The 16260-nt window shown below is 71.9% G+C and carries 14 protein-coding genes; 8 read left to right on the top strand and 6 right to left on the bottom strand.

The window, feature by feature from the left end; all coding sequences use genetic code 11:
* Positions 1-793 (top strand): ATP-binding cassette domain-containing protein (locus GSF22_RS18390; protein WP_208814857.1); only part of this gene is annotated, 793 nt, incomplete at its 5' end.
* Between the two features lie 188 nt (positions 794-981).
* Positions 982-2616 carry an ABC-F family ATP-binding cassette domain-containing protein gene (locus GSF22_RS18395; protein WP_208814858.1) on the top strand — a complete coding sequence of 545 codons (1635 nt, stop codon included), beginning with the start codon at positions 982-984 and terminating at the stop codon, positions 2614-2616.
* Between the two features lie 69 nt (positions 2617-2685).
* On the opposite strand, the gene GSF22_RS18400 is transcribed toward GSF22_RS18395, so the two are convergent.
* Positions 2686-3630, bottom strand: coding sequence for an acyltransferase domain-containing protein (locus tag GSF22_RS18400; RefSeq protein WP_208814859.1), 945 nt, complete (start codon positions 3628-3630; stop codon positions 2686-2688).
* A 193-nt stretch (positions 3631-3823) separates the two neighbouring features.
* On the bottom strand, positions 3824-3985 hold the full coding sequence (locus GSF22_RS18405; protein ID WP_244367644.1) for a hypothetical protein: 162 nt from the start codon (positions 3983-3985) through the stop codon (positions 3824-3826).
* A 271-nt stretch (positions 3986-4256) separates the two neighbouring features.
* Between GSF22_RS18405 and GSF22_RS18410 the strand changes: the two genes are divergently transcribed.
* Positions 4257-4592: a hypothetical protein gene (locus tag GSF22_RS18410; RefSeq protein WP_208814860.1), complete on the top strand. Its 336-nt coding sequence runs from the start codon at positions 4257-4259 to the stop codon at positions 4590-4592.
* Between the two features lie 47 nt (positions 4593-4639).
* Here the strand turns inward: GSF22_RS18410 and rox are convergent, their stop codons facing one another.
* From rox to GSF22_RS18430, 4 genes are all read right to left on the bottom strand, one after another.
* Positions 4640-6070, bottom strand: coding sequence for a rifampin monooxygenase (gene rox / locus GSF22_RS18415; RefSeq protein ID WP_208814861.1), 1431 nt, complete (start codon positions 6068-6070; stop codon positions 4640-4642).
* 376 nt (positions 6071-6446) lie between these two features.
* A complete protein-coding gene (locus GSF22_RS18420) occupies positions 6447-7652 on the bottom strand; it encodes an alanine racemase (protein WP_208814862.1) in 1206 nt (401 codons plus the stop codon).
* Positions 7642-9231 carry an N-acyl-D-amino-acid deacylase family protein gene (locus tag GSF22_RS18425; RefSeq protein ID WP_244367652.1) on the bottom strand — a complete coding sequence of 530 codons (1590 nt, stop codon included), beginning with the start codon at positions 9229-9231 and terminating at the stop codon, positions 7642-7644. The genes GSF22_RS18420 and GSF22_RS18425 overlap by 11 nt, the downstream gene beginning before the upstream one ends.
* Before the next feature lie 17 nt (positions 9232-9248).
* Entirely contained in the window at positions 9249-10016 is a 768-nt protein-coding gene (locus GSF22_RS18430; RefSeq protein WP_208814864.1) for an IclR family transcriptional regulator, read from the bottom strand.
* 151 nt (positions 10017-10167) lie between these two features.
* Here GSF22_RS18430 and GSF22_RS18435 point away from each other — a divergent pair, with 151 nt between their 5' ends.
* From GSF22_RS18435 to GSF22_RS18455, 5 genes are all read left to right on the top strand, one after another.
* Positions 10168-11664: a M81 family metallopeptidase gene (locus GSF22_RS18435; protein ID WP_208814865.1), complete on the top strand. Its 1497-nt coding sequence runs from the start codon at positions 10168-10170 to the stop codon at positions 11662-11664.
* Entirely contained in the window at positions 11661-12122 is a 462-nt protein-coding gene (locus tag GSF22_RS18440) for a RidA family protein (RefSeq protein WP_208814866.1), read from the top strand. Before GSF22_RS18435 ends, GSF22_RS18440 begins: the two co-directional genes overlap by 4 nt.
* Positions 12123-12306: 184 nt before the next feature.
* On the top strand, positions 12307-13491 hold the full coding sequence (locus tag GSF22_RS18445) for a sugar ABC transporter substrate-binding protein (protein ID WP_208814867.1): 1185 nt from the start codon (positions 12307-12309) through the stop codon (positions 13489-13491).
* A gap of 42 nt (positions 13492-13533) precedes the next feature.
* A complete protein-coding gene (locus GSF22_RS18450; protein WP_208814868.1) occupies positions 13534-15486 on the top strand; it encodes an ABC transporter permease subunit in 1953 nt (650 codons plus the stop codon).
* On the top strand, positions 15483-16256 hold the full coding sequence (locus GSF22_RS18455) for an SDR family NAD(P)-dependent oxidoreductase (protein ID WP_208814869.1): 774 nt from the start codon (positions 15483-15485) through the stop codon (positions 16254-16256). Before GSF22_RS18450 ends, GSF22_RS18455 begins: the two co-directional genes overlap by 4 nt.
* The last annotated feature ends 4 nt before the right edge of the window (positions 16257-16260 follow it).

The raw sequence follows: 16260 nt of genomic DNA on the forward strand, positions 1-16260 counted from the left end.
GGACCCGCCCGCCCGCCTGCTGGAGGGCATCCGCCTGCGACAGGTCACCTTCACCTACCCCGGCGCGGGCGGGCCGGTACTGCGCGACGTCGACCTGCTGCTGCCCGCCGGCAGCACCGTGGCGATCGTGGGCGAGAACGGCGCGGGCAAGACCACCCTGGTCAAACTGCTCAACCGGTTCTACGAACCCGACCACGGCGCGATCCTGGTCGACGGCGTCGACCTGCGCCACATCGACCTGACCGCCTGGCGGGCCCGGACCACGGCCGCCTTCCAGGACTACGCCCGCCCCGAACTGACCGCCCGACTGGCCGTCGGGATCGGCGACCTGCCCCGCGCCGCCGACGACGACGCCGTACGCACCGGCCTGGCCCGCGCCCACAGCACCGTCGCCGACCGGCTGCCGTACGGACTGGACACCCGGCTGGGCCGCAGCCACGCCGACGGCGGCGTGGACGCCTCCGGCGGGCAGTGGCAGCAGCTCGCGCTCGGCCGGGCGATGATGCGCGACGCCCCGCTGCTGATGGTGCTCGACGAACCGGCCTCGGCGCTGGACGCCGAGGCCGAGCACCGGCTGTTCGCGCGGTACACCGACGGGGCGGCGCGGGTCGCCGCCGACAGCGGTGGGGTGACGGTGTTCGTGTCGCACCGGTTCTCCACCGTCCGCACCGCCGACCTGATCATCGTGATCGGCGACGGGGGAGTGCGCGAGGTGGGCACCCACGACGAACTCATCCGCCTCGACGGGGTGTACGCCACCCTCTACGGCACGCAGGCCGCCGCCTACCGGTGAGCTATGGTGGTGGTACGTCGCTGAGACAGGAGCACATCGTGGCAGGTGACGACGACATCTCCGGGTGAGAGCCCCGGAGCGGCCGCCGACGGGAGAACGACCAACCCCGCTGCGCGGCCCATGTCGTCCTGCCTTGCCCACGCCGGGCAGCCTGTGCGCGCCCGGATCTCCTGTCTTCGAGGTCTGCCATGTCCGACAGCTACGTCGTCAGCTCCGCCCTGTCCTTCTCCTGGCCGGACCACACCCCGGTCTTCGCGGAGCTGTCCTTCTCCGTGCCCGGTGGCCGCACCGGCCTGGTCGCCGCCAACGGCGCCGGCAAGTCCACCCTGCTGAAACTCGTCGCGGGTGAGCTGTCACCCACGGGTGGCAGCGTCACCGTCGAAGGGGTCCTGGGCTACCTGCCGCAGCACCTGCCCTTCGCCCAGCAGCAGACGGTCGCCCAGGTGCTCGGGGTCGACCACGTCATCGCCGCGCTGCACGCCATCGAGGCGGGCGACGCCGCCGAGGAGCATTTCACCACCATCGGCAGCGACTGGGACATCGAGGAACGCACCCGCGCCGAACTCGACCGCCTCGGACTGGCCGACGTCACGCTGGACCGGCGGCTCGGCACCCTCAGCGGTGGCCAGGTGGTCTCCCTCGGGCTCGCCGCCCAGTTGCTCAAGCGGCCCGACGTGCTGCTGCTGGACGAGCCGACCAACAACCTCGACCGCGAGGGCAGAAAGCGGCTCACCGAGGTGCTCCGGACCTGGAAGGGCTGTCTGATCGTGGCCAGCCACGACCGTGCGCTGCTGGACGAGGTCGACCGGATCGCCGCTCTCGACCACGGCGGGATCCGCTGGTACGGCAGCGCCTACACCGGATACGAGCAGGCGGTACAGGCCGAACGGGAGGTGGCCGAGCGGCAGGTACGTCAGGCCGAGCAGGACGTGAAACGGCAGAAGCGGGAGCTTCAGCAGGCCCGGGAGCGGGCTGCCCGCCGCGCCTCGACCGCCGCGCGCAACCTGGCCGACGCGGGGCTGGCCCGGATCGTCGCCGGCAACCTCAAACGCGACGCGCAGGTGTCGGCGGCCAGGTCCCACGAGGTGCACGCCGCGCGGGTCGGCAACGCCCAGGCCCGGCTCGACGAGGCCAGCCGGGCCGCCCGCCAGGACGACCACCTCGCCCTCGACCTGCCGGGCACCAGGGTTCCCGGCGGACGCACCGTCTTCCACGGCGAACGACTGCGGACCACGTACGACGGCCGGCCGGTCTTCGCCGGGGAGGGTGTCGACCTGGACATCCGCGGCCCGGAACGGATCGCCCTCATCGGCCCCAACGGGGCGGGCAAGTCCACGCTGCTGCGGCTGATCGGCGGCCACCAGGAACCCGAGTCCGGCACCGCCGTGCGAGCCGAGGGCCGGGTGGCGTACCTCTCGCAGCGCCTCGACCTGCTCGATCCGGACCGCACCGTCGTCGACAACCTCGCCGCCTTCGCGCCGACGCTGGCCCAGGCGGACCGGATGAACCTGCTGGCCCGCTTCCTGTTCCGTGGTGCCCGCGCGCACCTGCCGGTCGGTGTGCTCTCCGGCGGTGAGCTGTTGCGCGCCACGCTGGCCTGCATCCTGTTCGCCGAACCGGCGCCGCAACTGCTGCTGCTCGACGAACCCACCAACAACCTCGACCTGGTCAGCGTCGGCCAACTGGAGGCCGCGTTGACCGCGTACCAGGGAGCATTCGTGGTGGTCAGCCACGACGACCGCTTCCTCACCGGGATCAGGGTGAACCGCTGGCTGCGTCTGGCCGACGGCCGGCTCACCGAGACCGGAGCGCCGCAGCAGTGACGGCACTCGTCACGCGGGGACGGCGACCGTCCGTGGACACCACGCTCGACCGCCCTCGTGAAACGCGACCTAGATCGGGAAACGACCCCGGCGCCAGTGCCAGTGGCGGCCCGCCGTCAGGTGGTCGACGATCGCGCGCTGGAGCGCGGTGCGGCGCGGCAACTGGTCGAGCGGTGTGGTCAGGGAGCGGAACACGAACCGCAGCGCCTCGACGTCGGCGTTCAGCCCTTCCGGCTCCTCGTAGGGCTCCAGCGCGAACCTCTGCTGGAACCGGACGATGTTGGAGTCGCCGGGCAGGTACTCCCGCAGCTGCGGGTCGAGCAGCCACGAGCCGCAGGAGAACGCCGTGTAGTGCTCGTCGGGAAAGTGGCGCGGGAAGAACGCCCGGGCCTCGTCGAGTGACGCCTCGACCGCCTCCGGGGTCAGCGGCCCCGACTCGGGGATGTGCAGTTCGATGGCGGTGTCACCCCGGTGGTGCTGCAGCCGGCCCAGCTCGTAGAGGCCGCCGCGTACGTGCAGCGTCAGCCAGCTCTGCATGACCGGCCAGCCCTCGCGGTGCATCCGCCGGTCGATGGCGAGGTTGCGGCCCAGGTCCGCGAGGGTCGCCCAGGACACGGCGTCGGGGATGCCGTGGTCGTGGTGGTACTCCCGGGCGACGTCGACCAGGGCCAGGTACGCGTACACGTAGAGATGCCGCCAGGCGGGGCCCCGGTCGCGCGGCAGCGCCGGGCCGGGCGGCAGCCAGCCGTGGCCGCCGAGGTCGGCGCGGACCAGCGCGATCGAGCGGTCGAGCAGCCAGCGCAGTTCCGGGGTCCACAGCGGGGATCCGGGGTCGGGCCAGCCGGCCATGATCTCGGCGGCGTCGTCGGGTCGCACGGCGAGCCGGTCGAGGATCGCGGGCGCGTCGGCCCGGGCGGGCAGCGGAGCCGACGTCCGGTCACCGGCGAGCCGGTGCACGCGGTCGACGTCCTCGACGGGTACCCCGAGCCGGGCGGCGGTGTCGTCCAGATCCACGCGGACGACCCTATCGACCGGTCGGGCCGCCGCAACAGGCCGGGCACGCACCGTCCGTCGGGCGGTGGTCGCGTGGCGTCGGATGCGGTGTGACCGCCCTGGACTCCAGGTCGGCCACACCGTGTCGTCCGCGACGATCAGGCAGCGGGTGTGCGTGGGACGAACCGGCGGATACCGGCTGCGGGTGGTGGTGTCACATCGGGTTCCAGCCGTCCGTGCCGGCGAGGTACTTCTGCGGGGTGTAGTCGGCCGCCTGCGCATCGCTCAGCTGCGGTCGGTTGCCGTTGACCGTCGCCCCGGCGCCGGTGTTGCGGTACTCGAGGAAGCGGGCGTTCTGCCAGGTGGCGTCGCCCATGTTGGTCCACGGTGGGTACTCGGAGTCTTTTGGAGCGTGAACCGGTGACAGCGGCCCACTCCACCGGCGCCCCGCACGCTCCGGAAGAACGCGGCGGATCCGGTGGCGAGGCGGGACCACGCCGCCGGCATGACCTCTTCCTCCGTGCTGTCCCGCCGTCGTGTTGCCGGGCGCTCCTACTGTCACCCTCGTCACCCGCATTGACCGGGGTCTGACAATGGCTGCCACCTCGGCGCCACAGGAAGTCCCCGGTCAACGAGCTGTCGCAGAAATGAGCCCCATGTTCTTCCGCTTTTTTCACCGCAAATGGGTCAAGGTAACCTGTAAGGTGATCGACTCGCGGCTCCACAGCGTCCAGAACTCGCACATGAAGTGGGCCTACATCGTCCAGTTCGCGGGGCCGACCGGACAGAAGACCCAGCTCGAGGTCATGGGAGACTCCCGCACCCTCGGGGTCGCCGTCGGCGCCACGGTACCGCTGCTCGTGAGCCCCGACGGAAAGAGGGCAGTCTTCGACAGGGGCGATCCGCAGATCAACGCGGCGCAGGTTGTCAAGAACCGCGAGCAGGCCGAGAAGGAGCGCTTCCGGAGACAGCTGGAAAACTGAGCCCCCTCATCGTGACGGTGCCGGTCACGGGTCGTGTGACGGGGCCGTCAGCCGTGGCCACGCCTCCCTCCGAACCAGCGGGAAAGGTGGTCGTCCAGGTCCGGCTGATCGTCGCCGACCCAGGCGACATGGCCGTCGGGGCGTAACAGGACGCACGGAGCATCCAGTGCCGCCGTGGCATCCGCGAGGTGATCGACCCGGTCCGACCAGCCACCGACGGTCAGGCGTTCGGTGCGGTCCAGCAGCAGGCCGCGACCGCGGTGCAGCAGACCGTAGAGGTGGCCCTGTCTCACGTCGATGTCAGGCAGGCGCCGGCCGAGCAGGTCGAGGCCTGCGCCCAGGTCGTAGCGGACGCCGATCCCGGTGATCTTCTCCATCAGATGGCGGTTCACCTCGTCGAAGTCCATCAGTTCGGTGAGCAGCCTGCGCACCGCCTGCGGGCCCGGTCCGGTGGACAGCAGTTCCATCTGGGCGCGGACGGTGTCCAGCACGTCCTCGGCGACCGGACGACGTTCGGCCTGGTAGGTGTCCAGCAGTGTCTCCGGCGCCCAGCCGCAGATCTGTGCGGCCAGTTTCCAGCCGAGGTTGAATGCGTCCTGAACGCCCAGGTTGAGGCCCTGCCCGCCGATAGGTGGATGGACGTGCGCCGCATCGCCGGCCAGCAGCACCCGCCCGACCCGATAACGTTCGGCCAGGCGGGTGGCATCCCCGAAGCGGGACAACCAGCGCGGGGAGTGCACGCCGAAATCCGTCCCGGTGACGGTGCGCAACTGCTGTCTGAAATCCTCCAGGGTGGGCGGTGCCGCCCGGTCGCTGACCCCGGCAACAGGGACGATGACCTGATAGACCCCTGCACCGAAGGGCCTGAGGCTGAACCGTCTGTCGGTCTCGCCGATCTCGGTCACCTTGGCGGCGACCTCCTCCTGTGGCACCCCCACCTCCATCTCGCCCATCAGCGTCTCGGACCGCGAGGGCTCGCCCGGGAAGCCGACACCGAGCAGTTTGCGCACCGTACTGCGTCCGCCGTCACAGCCGACGAGATAGCGCGAACGCAGCTGTTCCCCGTCGGCCAGCTCGACGGTCACGCCCTCGTCGTCCTGCGCGAAGCCGGCCACCGCACAACCGCGCCGGACCTGGGCACCCAGCTCGATCGCGTGTTCCTCCAGCAGGCGGACGACGACCGGCTGCGGGATGCCCAGCAGATAGGCGTGTGCGGAATCCAGGCCCTTCGGCGCAGGTTTGGTGATGGCGGCGAAGAAGCCGGCGGCCGGACGCCGTCGTCCGTGTTCGAGAATGCGCTCCAGCAGCCCACGCATTGCCATCAGCTCGATGGTGCGAATGTGCAGGCCGACGATGCGGACGAGCGACACGGGCTCGGTTTCCTTCTCCAGGACGAGTACCCGCACGTCGTGAAGCCGGAGTTCGGCGGCCAGTACGGCACCGGTCGGCCCGCACCCGGCAATGATGACGTCGAACATGAGGGGCGCGTGGTCGGTGCCGGAGACGGGCGACGGGAGCCCGGGGGTATCACCCACGGTGGCGACGCGATCGACCGGACGCGTCGACGGCGACTCGGCGGTGAACTGTGGAGAGTGCACAGGTGCTGCCTTTCGGGAGGCCCTTGGTGGCAGGGCGCTCCCGGCGACACCTACGTCGATCGCCCGACCGTGACCGGCAGGAGGAGCACCCACATCGATACAGCCTTCATGGGTCTCACCTCCTCGGGCGGTGTCACGGTCAGCTGCAGGCTAGAGACCGAACATCGTCCGGTCCAGTCCTTTTTGCAGTCCCGGGATCACGACGCCGAACGGTCCGGTGCGGCAGCTGATGCCCACGCGGTCGGCGAGGTGCCGGTCAGAAGACCGTCCGGTCCACCTCGACGACCGTGCCGTGCTGGTCGACGATCGGGATCGCCCGCCACTTGTCGAAGGTGGTGCACGGGTGCGAGATCCCGAAGGCGACCAGGTCGCCCACCGCGACCGGCTCGTCGGCCGGTACGTCGAGGTAGAGGTGCTGGTCGTTGATCGCGACGGCGGTGAGCGCGGCACCGGGGCGCAGCCGGCCGTGGGCGTCACGCACCTGGCGTGCCACCGGCAGGCCGGCGTCGGCGGAGGCGTCCCGCCGGCCCAGCCCGACGACGACCCGACCCGGCTCGGGTCGGGACAGCACCGGGGCCCAGACCCGCAGTGCCTCCCGCAGCCGGTACGGCTCCCGGGGGTGCGCCCCGAACGGGGAGAGATCCTGGTAGACCCCGGCGTCGTGGGTGACGTAGCAGCCGCTGCGCAGCACGGTCGCCCAGGGCGTACCGCGCACCGCCGGGGCCAGCCGTCCGGTGACCCGGTCGCACCAGGCGCTGCCCCCGGCGGTGACGATCGGTGTGTCCGTCGTCGGCAGGCCCTCGGCGTCGATCGCGTGGGCCAGCCCGGCCACCCGGTCCAGCAACGCGTCGACCAGGGCGGACGTGGCATCGGGCGAACCGCCGTCGAGGATGCCCTCGAACGCGGCGACCCCGCCCAGCGGGAGCGGGCCGGCCGCCACCCGGCGGGCCAGTTCCAGAGCGTCCCGGTCGGCCCGGAGCCCGGTACGCCCACCCGGCACACCCAGCTCCACGAGGACCCGTACCCGGCGCCGACCCACCGGCCCGATGCCGTCCTCCAGGGCGGACAGTGCTGCCGTCGAGTCGGCGTACGCCCACAGCTCCAGGTCGGAATGGGTGGTGAGCAGCCCGTCGAGCAGCCGCAGGGAGCCGGGGTCCACCACCGGGCTGGCCAGCAGCAGCCGCCGTGCGCCCATCCCGACCACCGCGCCGGCCTGCCAGGCGGTCGCCACCGTCACCGCCCACGCCCCGGCGGCCAGTTGCCGGCGGACGATCGGCGGGTACATCGTGGTCTTCACGTGGGGTGCCAGCCGGACGTCGTGGTCGGCGCAGTAGCCGGCCATGGTGGTGACGTTGTGCTCCAGCGCCTCGTGCAGCAGTACCGCGGTCGGCAGCGGGAACGTGCCGTCGAACAGGTTCCGGCCGACCGGGTCGCCGTCGGGCAGGCCCTTGTCATTCACCACGGCGTAGTACCTTTCCCGGTCGTACCCCGGTCAGCGAGCCGTCGCGGACGACGACCTGACCGGCGACCAGCGTCAGCGCCACGCCGACGGGGGCCTGGCGGGGAGCGGTGAAGGTGGCCCGGTCGGCGACCGTGGCCGGGTCGAAGGCGACCAGGTCGGCGAGCTGACCGGGACGGACGCGTCCCCGGTCGGGCAGGCCGAGCCGGTCGGCGGGGGCACCGGTCATCCGGTGCACGGCGGCGGCCAGCGACAGCACCGGCCGGTCCCGGACGTACCGGCCGAGCACCCGGGGGAAGGTGCCGAACGCGCGGGGATGCGGCCGGTCGGTGCGGTCGGCGAGCGGCTGGGCGTTGCCGTCGGAGCCGACCACGGCCAGTGGGTGGGCGAGGAACGTGGTCATGTCCTCCTCGGTCCGGTAGTAGAGCACCACCTGCGCGGCGCTGCCCAGCTCGGCGCAGAGGTCGAGCAGGACCTCCTCGGGTGGGCGTCGCCACCGCTCGGCGATCTCGGCGACGGAGAGTCCGGGCAGGTCGGTGTGGGGCCCGGCGGCGGTGACCACGATCCGGTCCCAGTGCCAGGGGATGCCGCCGAAGAACCCGGTGCGGATGTCGGCCAGCGCCCGGCGCCGCCAGTCCGGGTCGCGGTGGTGGCGGGCCAGTCCGGCGCTGCCACCGGCCTGCGCCCAGGGCGGGAGGTACTGCACCATCGCCGAGGAGGAGGCGTGGTACGGGTACACGTCGAAGGCGACGTCCAGTCCCTGGGCGTGGGCCCGGTCGAAGCGGGCGAGCGCGTCGGCGGCGCGGCCCCACAGCGCGGGGTCGTTCAGCGCGAGGTGGGAGAACTGGAGCCGGGCGCCGGTGTGGCGGACCGTGTCGATCGCCTCGTCGATGGCGTCGAGTTCCCCGCCCGCGGTGGCGCGGGCGTGGGTGGCGTAGACCGCGTCGTGCCGGGCGCACACCGCCACCAGCGCGGTGACCTCGGCGGTGTCGCCGAGCGCGGACGGGGTGTGGGTCAGCCCGGTGGACAGTCCGTACGCCCCCGCGTCGAGCGCCTCGTGCAGCAGCCGCCGCATGGTGGCGAGTTCGTCGGCGGTCGCGGGCGCCCGGTACGCGTCGGCCATCGCCGCGATGCGCAGCGCGCCGTGCCCGACGAGCATCGCCACGTTGACCGCCGGCCGGGCCGCCGTCACGGCGTCGGCGTACCCGGCGTACCCGTCCCAGTCCGGCCGGACCGGCGGGTCGCCGAGCCGGGCCAGATGGTCGGCGAGGTCGTCGCGGCGTCGCGGGTGCACGGGGAAGGCCGAGTACCCGCAGTTGCCGACGACTTCGGTGGTGACACCCTGTAGTGCCTTGCTCTCCCCGGCGGGGTCGTGGAGCAGGCTCACGTCGGAGTGGGTGTGGATGTCGATGAAGCCCGGGGCGAGGACCAGCCCGGTGAGGTCGACGGCGCCGCCCGGCGGCACGTCCACCGGGGTGCCGGGCGGCAGCAGGTGGGTGATCCGGTCACCGGTGATGCCGACGTCCAGGGGGTGGGCGGGGGCGCCGGTGCCGTCCAGCACGTGCGCACCGGTCAGCAGCATGTCCACGGGGCGTCCTTTCAGACCATCGTGTCGCTCAGCTCGCGGCAGACCTCGACCAGGCGACGGCCGACGAGGCCGACCTGGCTGTCGGTCATCCGGGTGGTGGGCGCGGAGATGCTGATCGAGGCGATCGGCCGGTCGTAGCGGTCCAGGATGGGTGCGGCGACGCAGCGGGAGCCGAGCTCGTTCTCCTCGTCGTCCACGGCGTAGCCGGTGGACCGGTAGGTGGCCAGCTCGTCCATGACCGCGTCGACGGTGACGATGGTGTTCGGGGTCAGCCTGGTCAGGTCCTCCCGGTTGAGGTGCGCGCGGGCCTGGGCCTCGGGGAGCGCGGCGAGGACGGCCTTGCCCAGGGCGGTGCTGTGCACCGGGTCGCGCAGGGCGATCTGCACGGTGCTGCGCAGCCGTTGGGTGCTTTCGATGGTGTCGAGGTAGACGACCTGTCCGTGGCTGACCACCCCCAGGTTGACCGTCTCGCCGAACTCCTCGTGCAGTCGCCGCATCGCCGGTTGGGCCAGCCCGACCAGGTCGGTGGTGGTGCGGACGGCACGGCTGAGGCCGTACAGGGCGGGGCCGAGCGAGTACTCCCGGGTGGCGTCGTCGCGGACCACGTAGCCGCGCTGTTCCAGGGTCTTCATGATCCGGTACGCGGCGGGCTTGGTCACCCCGGTGTGTTCGCAGAGGCTGACCACCGTGCAGGGGGCGTCGAGTGCCATCCGGTCGAGGATGTCCAGTGCCTTCACCAGGACGGCGACCTCGTCCGTCCGGCGTTCCTTCGTCGTCACGACGCAACACTCCCTGCTAGGCGTTCCGCAATGAGGACCGATTGTACGAATGGCGGAACCGCTGCGCCAGGGTCCGGTGCCACAATCGCCGTGTTCCGTAAAACGGACTTCGAGTCCGTTATTCGTACTCCAAGTCAGGGGAGTCGCGACCGTGCGTATCGGAGTCGGCGGCATATGGCAGGAAACCAACACCTTCGTACCGGAGCCCACCACCCTCGCGGACTTCCGGCGCTACCAACTCGTCGAGGGTCCTGAGCTGGTGGCGGCCCTACGGGGCACCGGTACCGAACTGGGCGGCGCGCTCGACGTGCTGCGCCGGCACCGCGCCCGGCCCGTCGGCCTGCTCTTCGGAGCGGCGCTGCCCTCGGGCACGGTCACCCGACCGGCGTTCGAGTCGATGCTGCGCCGCCTCGTCGACCGGGCCCGGTCGACGGCCCCACTCGACGGGCTGGTGCTCTCCCTGCACGGCGCGATGGTGGTCGACGGCCACCCGGACCCGGAAGCGGTGATCGTGCGGGCGCTGCGGGCCGTGGTGGGCGACGTCCCGATCGGCGTCACCCTCGACTACCACGCCAACGTCGGTCCGGACCTGCCCCGGCTGGCCGACGTGCTGGTCGGCTACCGCACGTACCCGCACACCGACATGGCCGAGCGCGGTGCCGAGGCCGCCGAACTCATCCTGCGGATCGCCCGCACCGGCCACCGCCCCCGGGGACACCTGGTCAAGCTGCCCCTGCTCTCCGCGCCGCTCGGGCAGGAACACGCCGGCGAACCGATGCGGACGATCACCGCCGCGGTCGACCGGCTCTGCGCCGAACCGGGGGTCTGGACGGCCAGTGCCTGGCCCGGCTTCGCCTACGCCCAGGGCGACCGGCTCGGCTTCGCCGTCTACGTCGCGGCGGACCGGCACGGGTCGGCCCGGGCCCGCGAACTGGCCGCCCTGGTCTGGCGGCACCGGGCGGCCTTCGCGGCCGACCTGGTGACGCCCGGACGGGCGGCGACGACCGCCCGCACCGGACCCGGACCGACCGTCCTGGTCGACGTGGCGGACAACGTCGGCGGTGGATCCCCGGGCGACGGCACCACGCTGCTGCACGCGCTGGACGCCGCCGCCACCACCGGCGCGGTGGCGGTGATCTGGGACCCGGCTGCGGTGGCCGCGCTGCACGCGCGACCGGGCCCGGCCACCGACCTGGCGGTCGGCGGGCACAGCGACCCGCTGCTCGGGCCGCCGTACCGGGCGACCGGCCCGGTCCGTCGCTACGGCCCGGTCGGCTACACGCGGACCGGCTCCTACATGCGGGGGCAACGGGTGGAGATGGGCCGGGTGGCGGTGGTCGAGGACCGGATCGGGGAACTCGTGGTCACCGAGAACCGGGTGGTGCCGTTCGACGACGACCACCTGCGCGCGGTCGACGTACGCCCGGCGGCGGCCCGGGCGATCGTCGCCAAGGGGGCGATCGCGTGGCAGGCGGCGTTCGGCGGCTACGCGGCCCGGACGGTGTACGTCCGCACCCCCGGCTACTGCCCGGCCGACCTGACCCAGTTGCCGTACCGGCACCGACCACGACCGAGCTATCCGCTCGACCGGGACCCGGCATGGGAGGCGCGGGTCACCGCCGAGCTGGGCGCGGGGGAGTCCCGGTGACCCCCGACGAGCGGTTCGCCCTGGTCCGGCCCCGACCGTGCCCGCCGGCGGCACCGCCGCCCTGGTTCCGTCCGGTCTCGATCGCCGGGGGACACGCGTACCTGTCCGGCCAGGTTCCCTTCGACGCCGACGGACGGTTGCTCGCGGTGGGCCGGCTGGGCGCGGAGGTGGACCTGGCGACCGGGGTACGGTGCGCCCGGCAGTGCGCGGTCAACCTGCTCGCCGTGCTGGCCCGTACCCCGCCGGGTCTCGCCGGTGTCGACCAGCTGCTCAAGCTCACCGTCTTCGTGGCCTGCGCCCCGGATTTCACCGCGCAGCCCGAGGTGGCCAACGGGGCCTCCGAACTGCTGGCCGAGGTACTCGGCGAGCATGGCGCCCACGCACGCTCGGCGATCGGGGTGGCGTCGTTGCCGCTGGGCGCCCCCGTCGAGATCGAACTGATCGCCCGACTGCGCTGACCGTCGGCGCCCGTTGCACGGTCGTGCGACGTCGTCCGGCGGTTGTCCGCAATGCGGACCGAGGGCCGCGTTTCCCCAGGTCACAGGGGGGCGCAAGAGCATTGACAGGTACCCGACCCACCTCTACGGTGTCCGCATAGCAAACTCCCGATCCGCATAGCGGAATCACACTGAGGAGTTCCCCATGACCGACCACCCTTTCGACCGCATCAACCGGCGTGATCTTTTTCGGCTCAGCCTGCTCACCGGCACCGGACTGGCCCTCGGCCTGCCCGCGCTGACCGCATGCTCCGTCGACGACGGCACCGGCGCCAGCGGAGACGCCACCACCAAGCCGATCGGCAACGGGCTCACCGAGAAGCAGACCCTGAAGCCGTTCAGCTTCGACGCGCCCGCCGGCGCGAAACCCGACCTGCCCAAGCGCATCGCCTGGGCGAACACCTCCGACGCCGAGTTCTTCCTCCAGATCACCCGGGCCATCGAGACCGCCGCCAAGGAACGGGGCCTGGACTTCGTCACCGCGATCGCCAACGACGACTCGGCGAAGAACATCGAACAGATCGAGACCTTCCTCCAACGCGGCATCGGCGCGCTGTGCATCCAGCCCCTGGACGCCAACGCCCAGGCCCCGCTGATGAAGCGGGCCATCGAGGCCGGCGCGGCGGTACTGTCCCTGGTCACCCCACCCAGCACCTCCCAGGTGGTCGCCGACCAGTACAAGGTGGGCAACGCCCAGGGCCTGGCCGCCGCGAGGTACATCACCGAGAAGCTCGGCGGCAAGGCGAAGATCGTCTACTTCAACCTGGACACCATCGAGGTCCTCAAGGCCCGCCACCAGGGCGTCCTCGACGGACTCAAGACCGCCGGGGCCGGCGCGCAGGTCGTCGCCGACATCCAGCCGGACGCCCTCACCCAGGACGGCGGCTTCAAGGCGATGAACACCCTCCTCCAGGCCAACCCGGACGTCAACGTGGTACTCGGCGGCGACACCATCTGCCTCGGTGCGCTGTCGGCGTTGCAGGCCGCCGGCAAGGCCCGCCCCGACATGTACCTGGCGGGCATCGACGGCGACGAGCAGGCCCTGGCCGAGATCCGCAAGGGCGGCGCCTACAAGGCCAGCTTCGCCTTCGCGTACCCCCTGATGGGCTACGCCTGGGCCCAGTTCGCCGCCGACTGGCTGGACGGCAAGCCGATCCCGCAGGTCATGCAGTTCAACGCGATCGAGCTGAACTCCGCCCAGACCATCGACCGGTTCCAGGCCGACATGAAGGCCGTGGCCGAGACCTGGAAGAAGGCCGAAACCTACTTCACCATGCTCGGCTCCATCCGGTACGCCGACCGCGACCAGTTCATCAACTACGCCGCCTGACGGCACCGACAGTCCGGAAGCCGCCGTATGAGGGGTCCACAGTTGTCGATAACGTCCCGTTACCTGCCACCCGGCGAGTCGAGTCGCCGCAGTGGACTGGTGCTGCTCTGCGTCGTCCTGGTCGGCTACTTCGGCCTGTCGTACGACAACTTCTTCACCGTCTCCAACGGCCTGACCATCCTGCTGAACGTCTCGGCGATCGCCATCGCCGCGATCGGGGCGATGTTCCTGCTGGTCTCCGGCAACGTCGACCTCTCCATCGGCGGCCAGTACGCGCTGATCTCGGTGATCACCGCACAGTTCGCCCGGGAGAGCGGCAACGCCGCCGTGGCGGTCACCGCCGGCCTGCTCACCGGGCTGGTCCTGGGAACCGTCAACGGCATCCTGGTCAAGTACATGAAGATCTCGCCGCTGATCGTCACGCTCGGCACGATGGCGATCTTCAAGGGCATGGCGTACCTGGTCAGCGAGGGCCGGTCGGTCTTCGGGTTCCCCGCCGAGTTCATCTTCCTCGGCCGGGCCCGGATCAACGAGGTACCGCTGCCGGTCATCGTGGCCGCAGTGCTCTTCGTGATCGGCGGCTTCGTGCTGCTGCGGACCCGAATCGGCCTGCGGATGTTCGCCATCGGCGGCAACGCGAACGCCGCCCGGCTCAACGGCGTCGACGTCGACTGGCTCGTGGTCCGGCTCTACGCCCTCAACGGCCTGCTGATGGGGGTGGTCGCGGTCCTCACCACGGCCCGCCTCGGCAGCGGCACACCACAGATCGGCACCGCGTTCGAACTGGACGTGCTCACCGCCGTGATCCTCGGCGGGGTGGGCTTCGCCGGTGGCAGCGGCCACCCCGTCGGGGTGTTCGCCGGGGTGGCCACCATCGGCATCCTCAGCTCCGGGCTCATCTTCGCCGGCCTGGAGGACTGGTGGCAGCAGATCAGCAAGGGCGCCGTGCTGCTGCTGGCCCTCGCCGCCGACCAGTTCGCCGAGTACCGCCGCAGCAGGGCGGCCCGGCGGGAGGTCCCACCCGACGCGGACGACCAGCGGAGCGCCGGTGCGCCCACCGCCCCGGTCGACGAGTACGACCTCGGGATCGTCCGGACCCGGCCGCCCGGCGAGGTGGTGCTGGCCTGCCGGGGCCTGGCCCGCCGGTTCGGTTCGGTCTTCGCCCTGCGCGACGGCACCTTCTCGGTGCGCGCCGGTGAGGTGGTCTGCCTGCTCGGCGACAACGGGGCCGGCAAGTCCACCCTGATCAAACTGGTCTCCGGGGTGTACCGCCCGGACGCCGGAACCATCGAGATCAACGGGTCGGTGGCGCAGCTCGCCGGCCCGGCCGACGCCCGCCGCGCCGGCATCGAGACCGTGCACCAGGACCTGGCGGTCTGCCCCAACCTCGGCGTCGCGCACAACCTGGTGCTCGGCGACGAACCGTCCCGTCGCCTCCTCGGCATCCTGCCGGTCCGCGACGACGCCGCCGCCGTCGAACGGGCCCGGACCCGGCTCGCCTCACTCGGTATCACCCTGCCGGACATGAACCGGTCGATCGGCCGGCTCTCCGGCGGCCAGCGCCAGTCGGTCGCCATCGCCCGCGCCATGAAGGACGACGTACGCCTGGTCATCCTCGACGAACCGACCGCCGCGCTGGGCGTGACCCAGACCCGCAACGTGCTCCGCATCGCCCGGCGGGCCGCCGAGAACGGGGCCGGCGTGATCCTGATCAGCCACGACATCCGGACCGTCTTCGCCGTCGCCGACCGGATCGTGGTGCTGCGCCTCGGTGCGGTCGTCTTCGACGGCCCGGTCGACACGATCACCCACACCCGGCTGCTGCACCTGATGGCCGGCCTGGAAGCCACCGGTGCACCGGCCGGTCCCGACCTCGGCGCACCGGCCGGTCCCGACCTCGGCGCACCGGCCGATCCCGACGCCGCCGCTGGTCCGGCCGACCCCGACGCACCGGCCGGCGACCGGCTGGACCTCATGGAAGGAAAATCCCGATGAGCCTGCCCGATTTCGACCTGACCGGCCGCCGGGCGCTGGTCACCGGCGGCGGAGACGGGCTGGGCCGCCAACTCACCGAGGCCCTGGTGGACGCGGGCGCGACCGTGGTGATCTGCGGACGCCGCCCGGAGACACTGGAGCGTACGGCGGCCGAACTCGCCGACCGGGGCGAGGTGGTCCCGGTCCGGGCCGACGTGACCGAACCGGCCGACGTCGAGACCCTGGCCACGGCAGCCGGCGCCATCGACATCCTGGTCAACAACGCCGGACTGGCCCACCGCGCGCCCTGGCCGGAGGTCACCTCCGCCGACTGGCGCTGGATCATGACCCTCAACGTCGAGTCCCCGTTCTGGCTGTTCCAGCGGTTCGTGCCGGGCATGGTCGAACGGGGCTGGGGCCGGGTCATCAACGTCGCCTCGATCTACGGTCTCGTCGGCGGCGACGCCAGCCGGTACCCGGGCATCGGCCTGGACATCGCGTCCTACTTCGCCAGCAAGCACGCCCTGGTCGGGCTGACCAGGTTCCTCGCCGCCCAGGTCGCCCCGAACGGCGTCACGGTGAACGCGCTCTGCCCGGGAATGTTCCCCAGCCCCGCCAACGACGACGCCCTCCAGCCCGAGGTGATCGCCGCGTTGCAGGCCGGTACCCCGATGGGCCGCCTCGGCACCGACCGGGAGCTGCGCTCGGCGCTGCTCTTCCTGGCCGCACCGGCCTCCTCGTTCGTCACCGGGCAGAGCGTGGCCGTCGACGGCGGCTGGACGGTCTGGTGACCCG

The sequence above is a fragment of the Micromonospora echinofusca genome (genome assembly GCF_017614955.1).
In the GTDB taxonomy this organism is placed as follows: Bacteria; Actinomycetota; Actinomycetes; order Mycobacteriales; family Micromonosporaceae; genus Micromonospora; species Micromonospora echinofusca_A.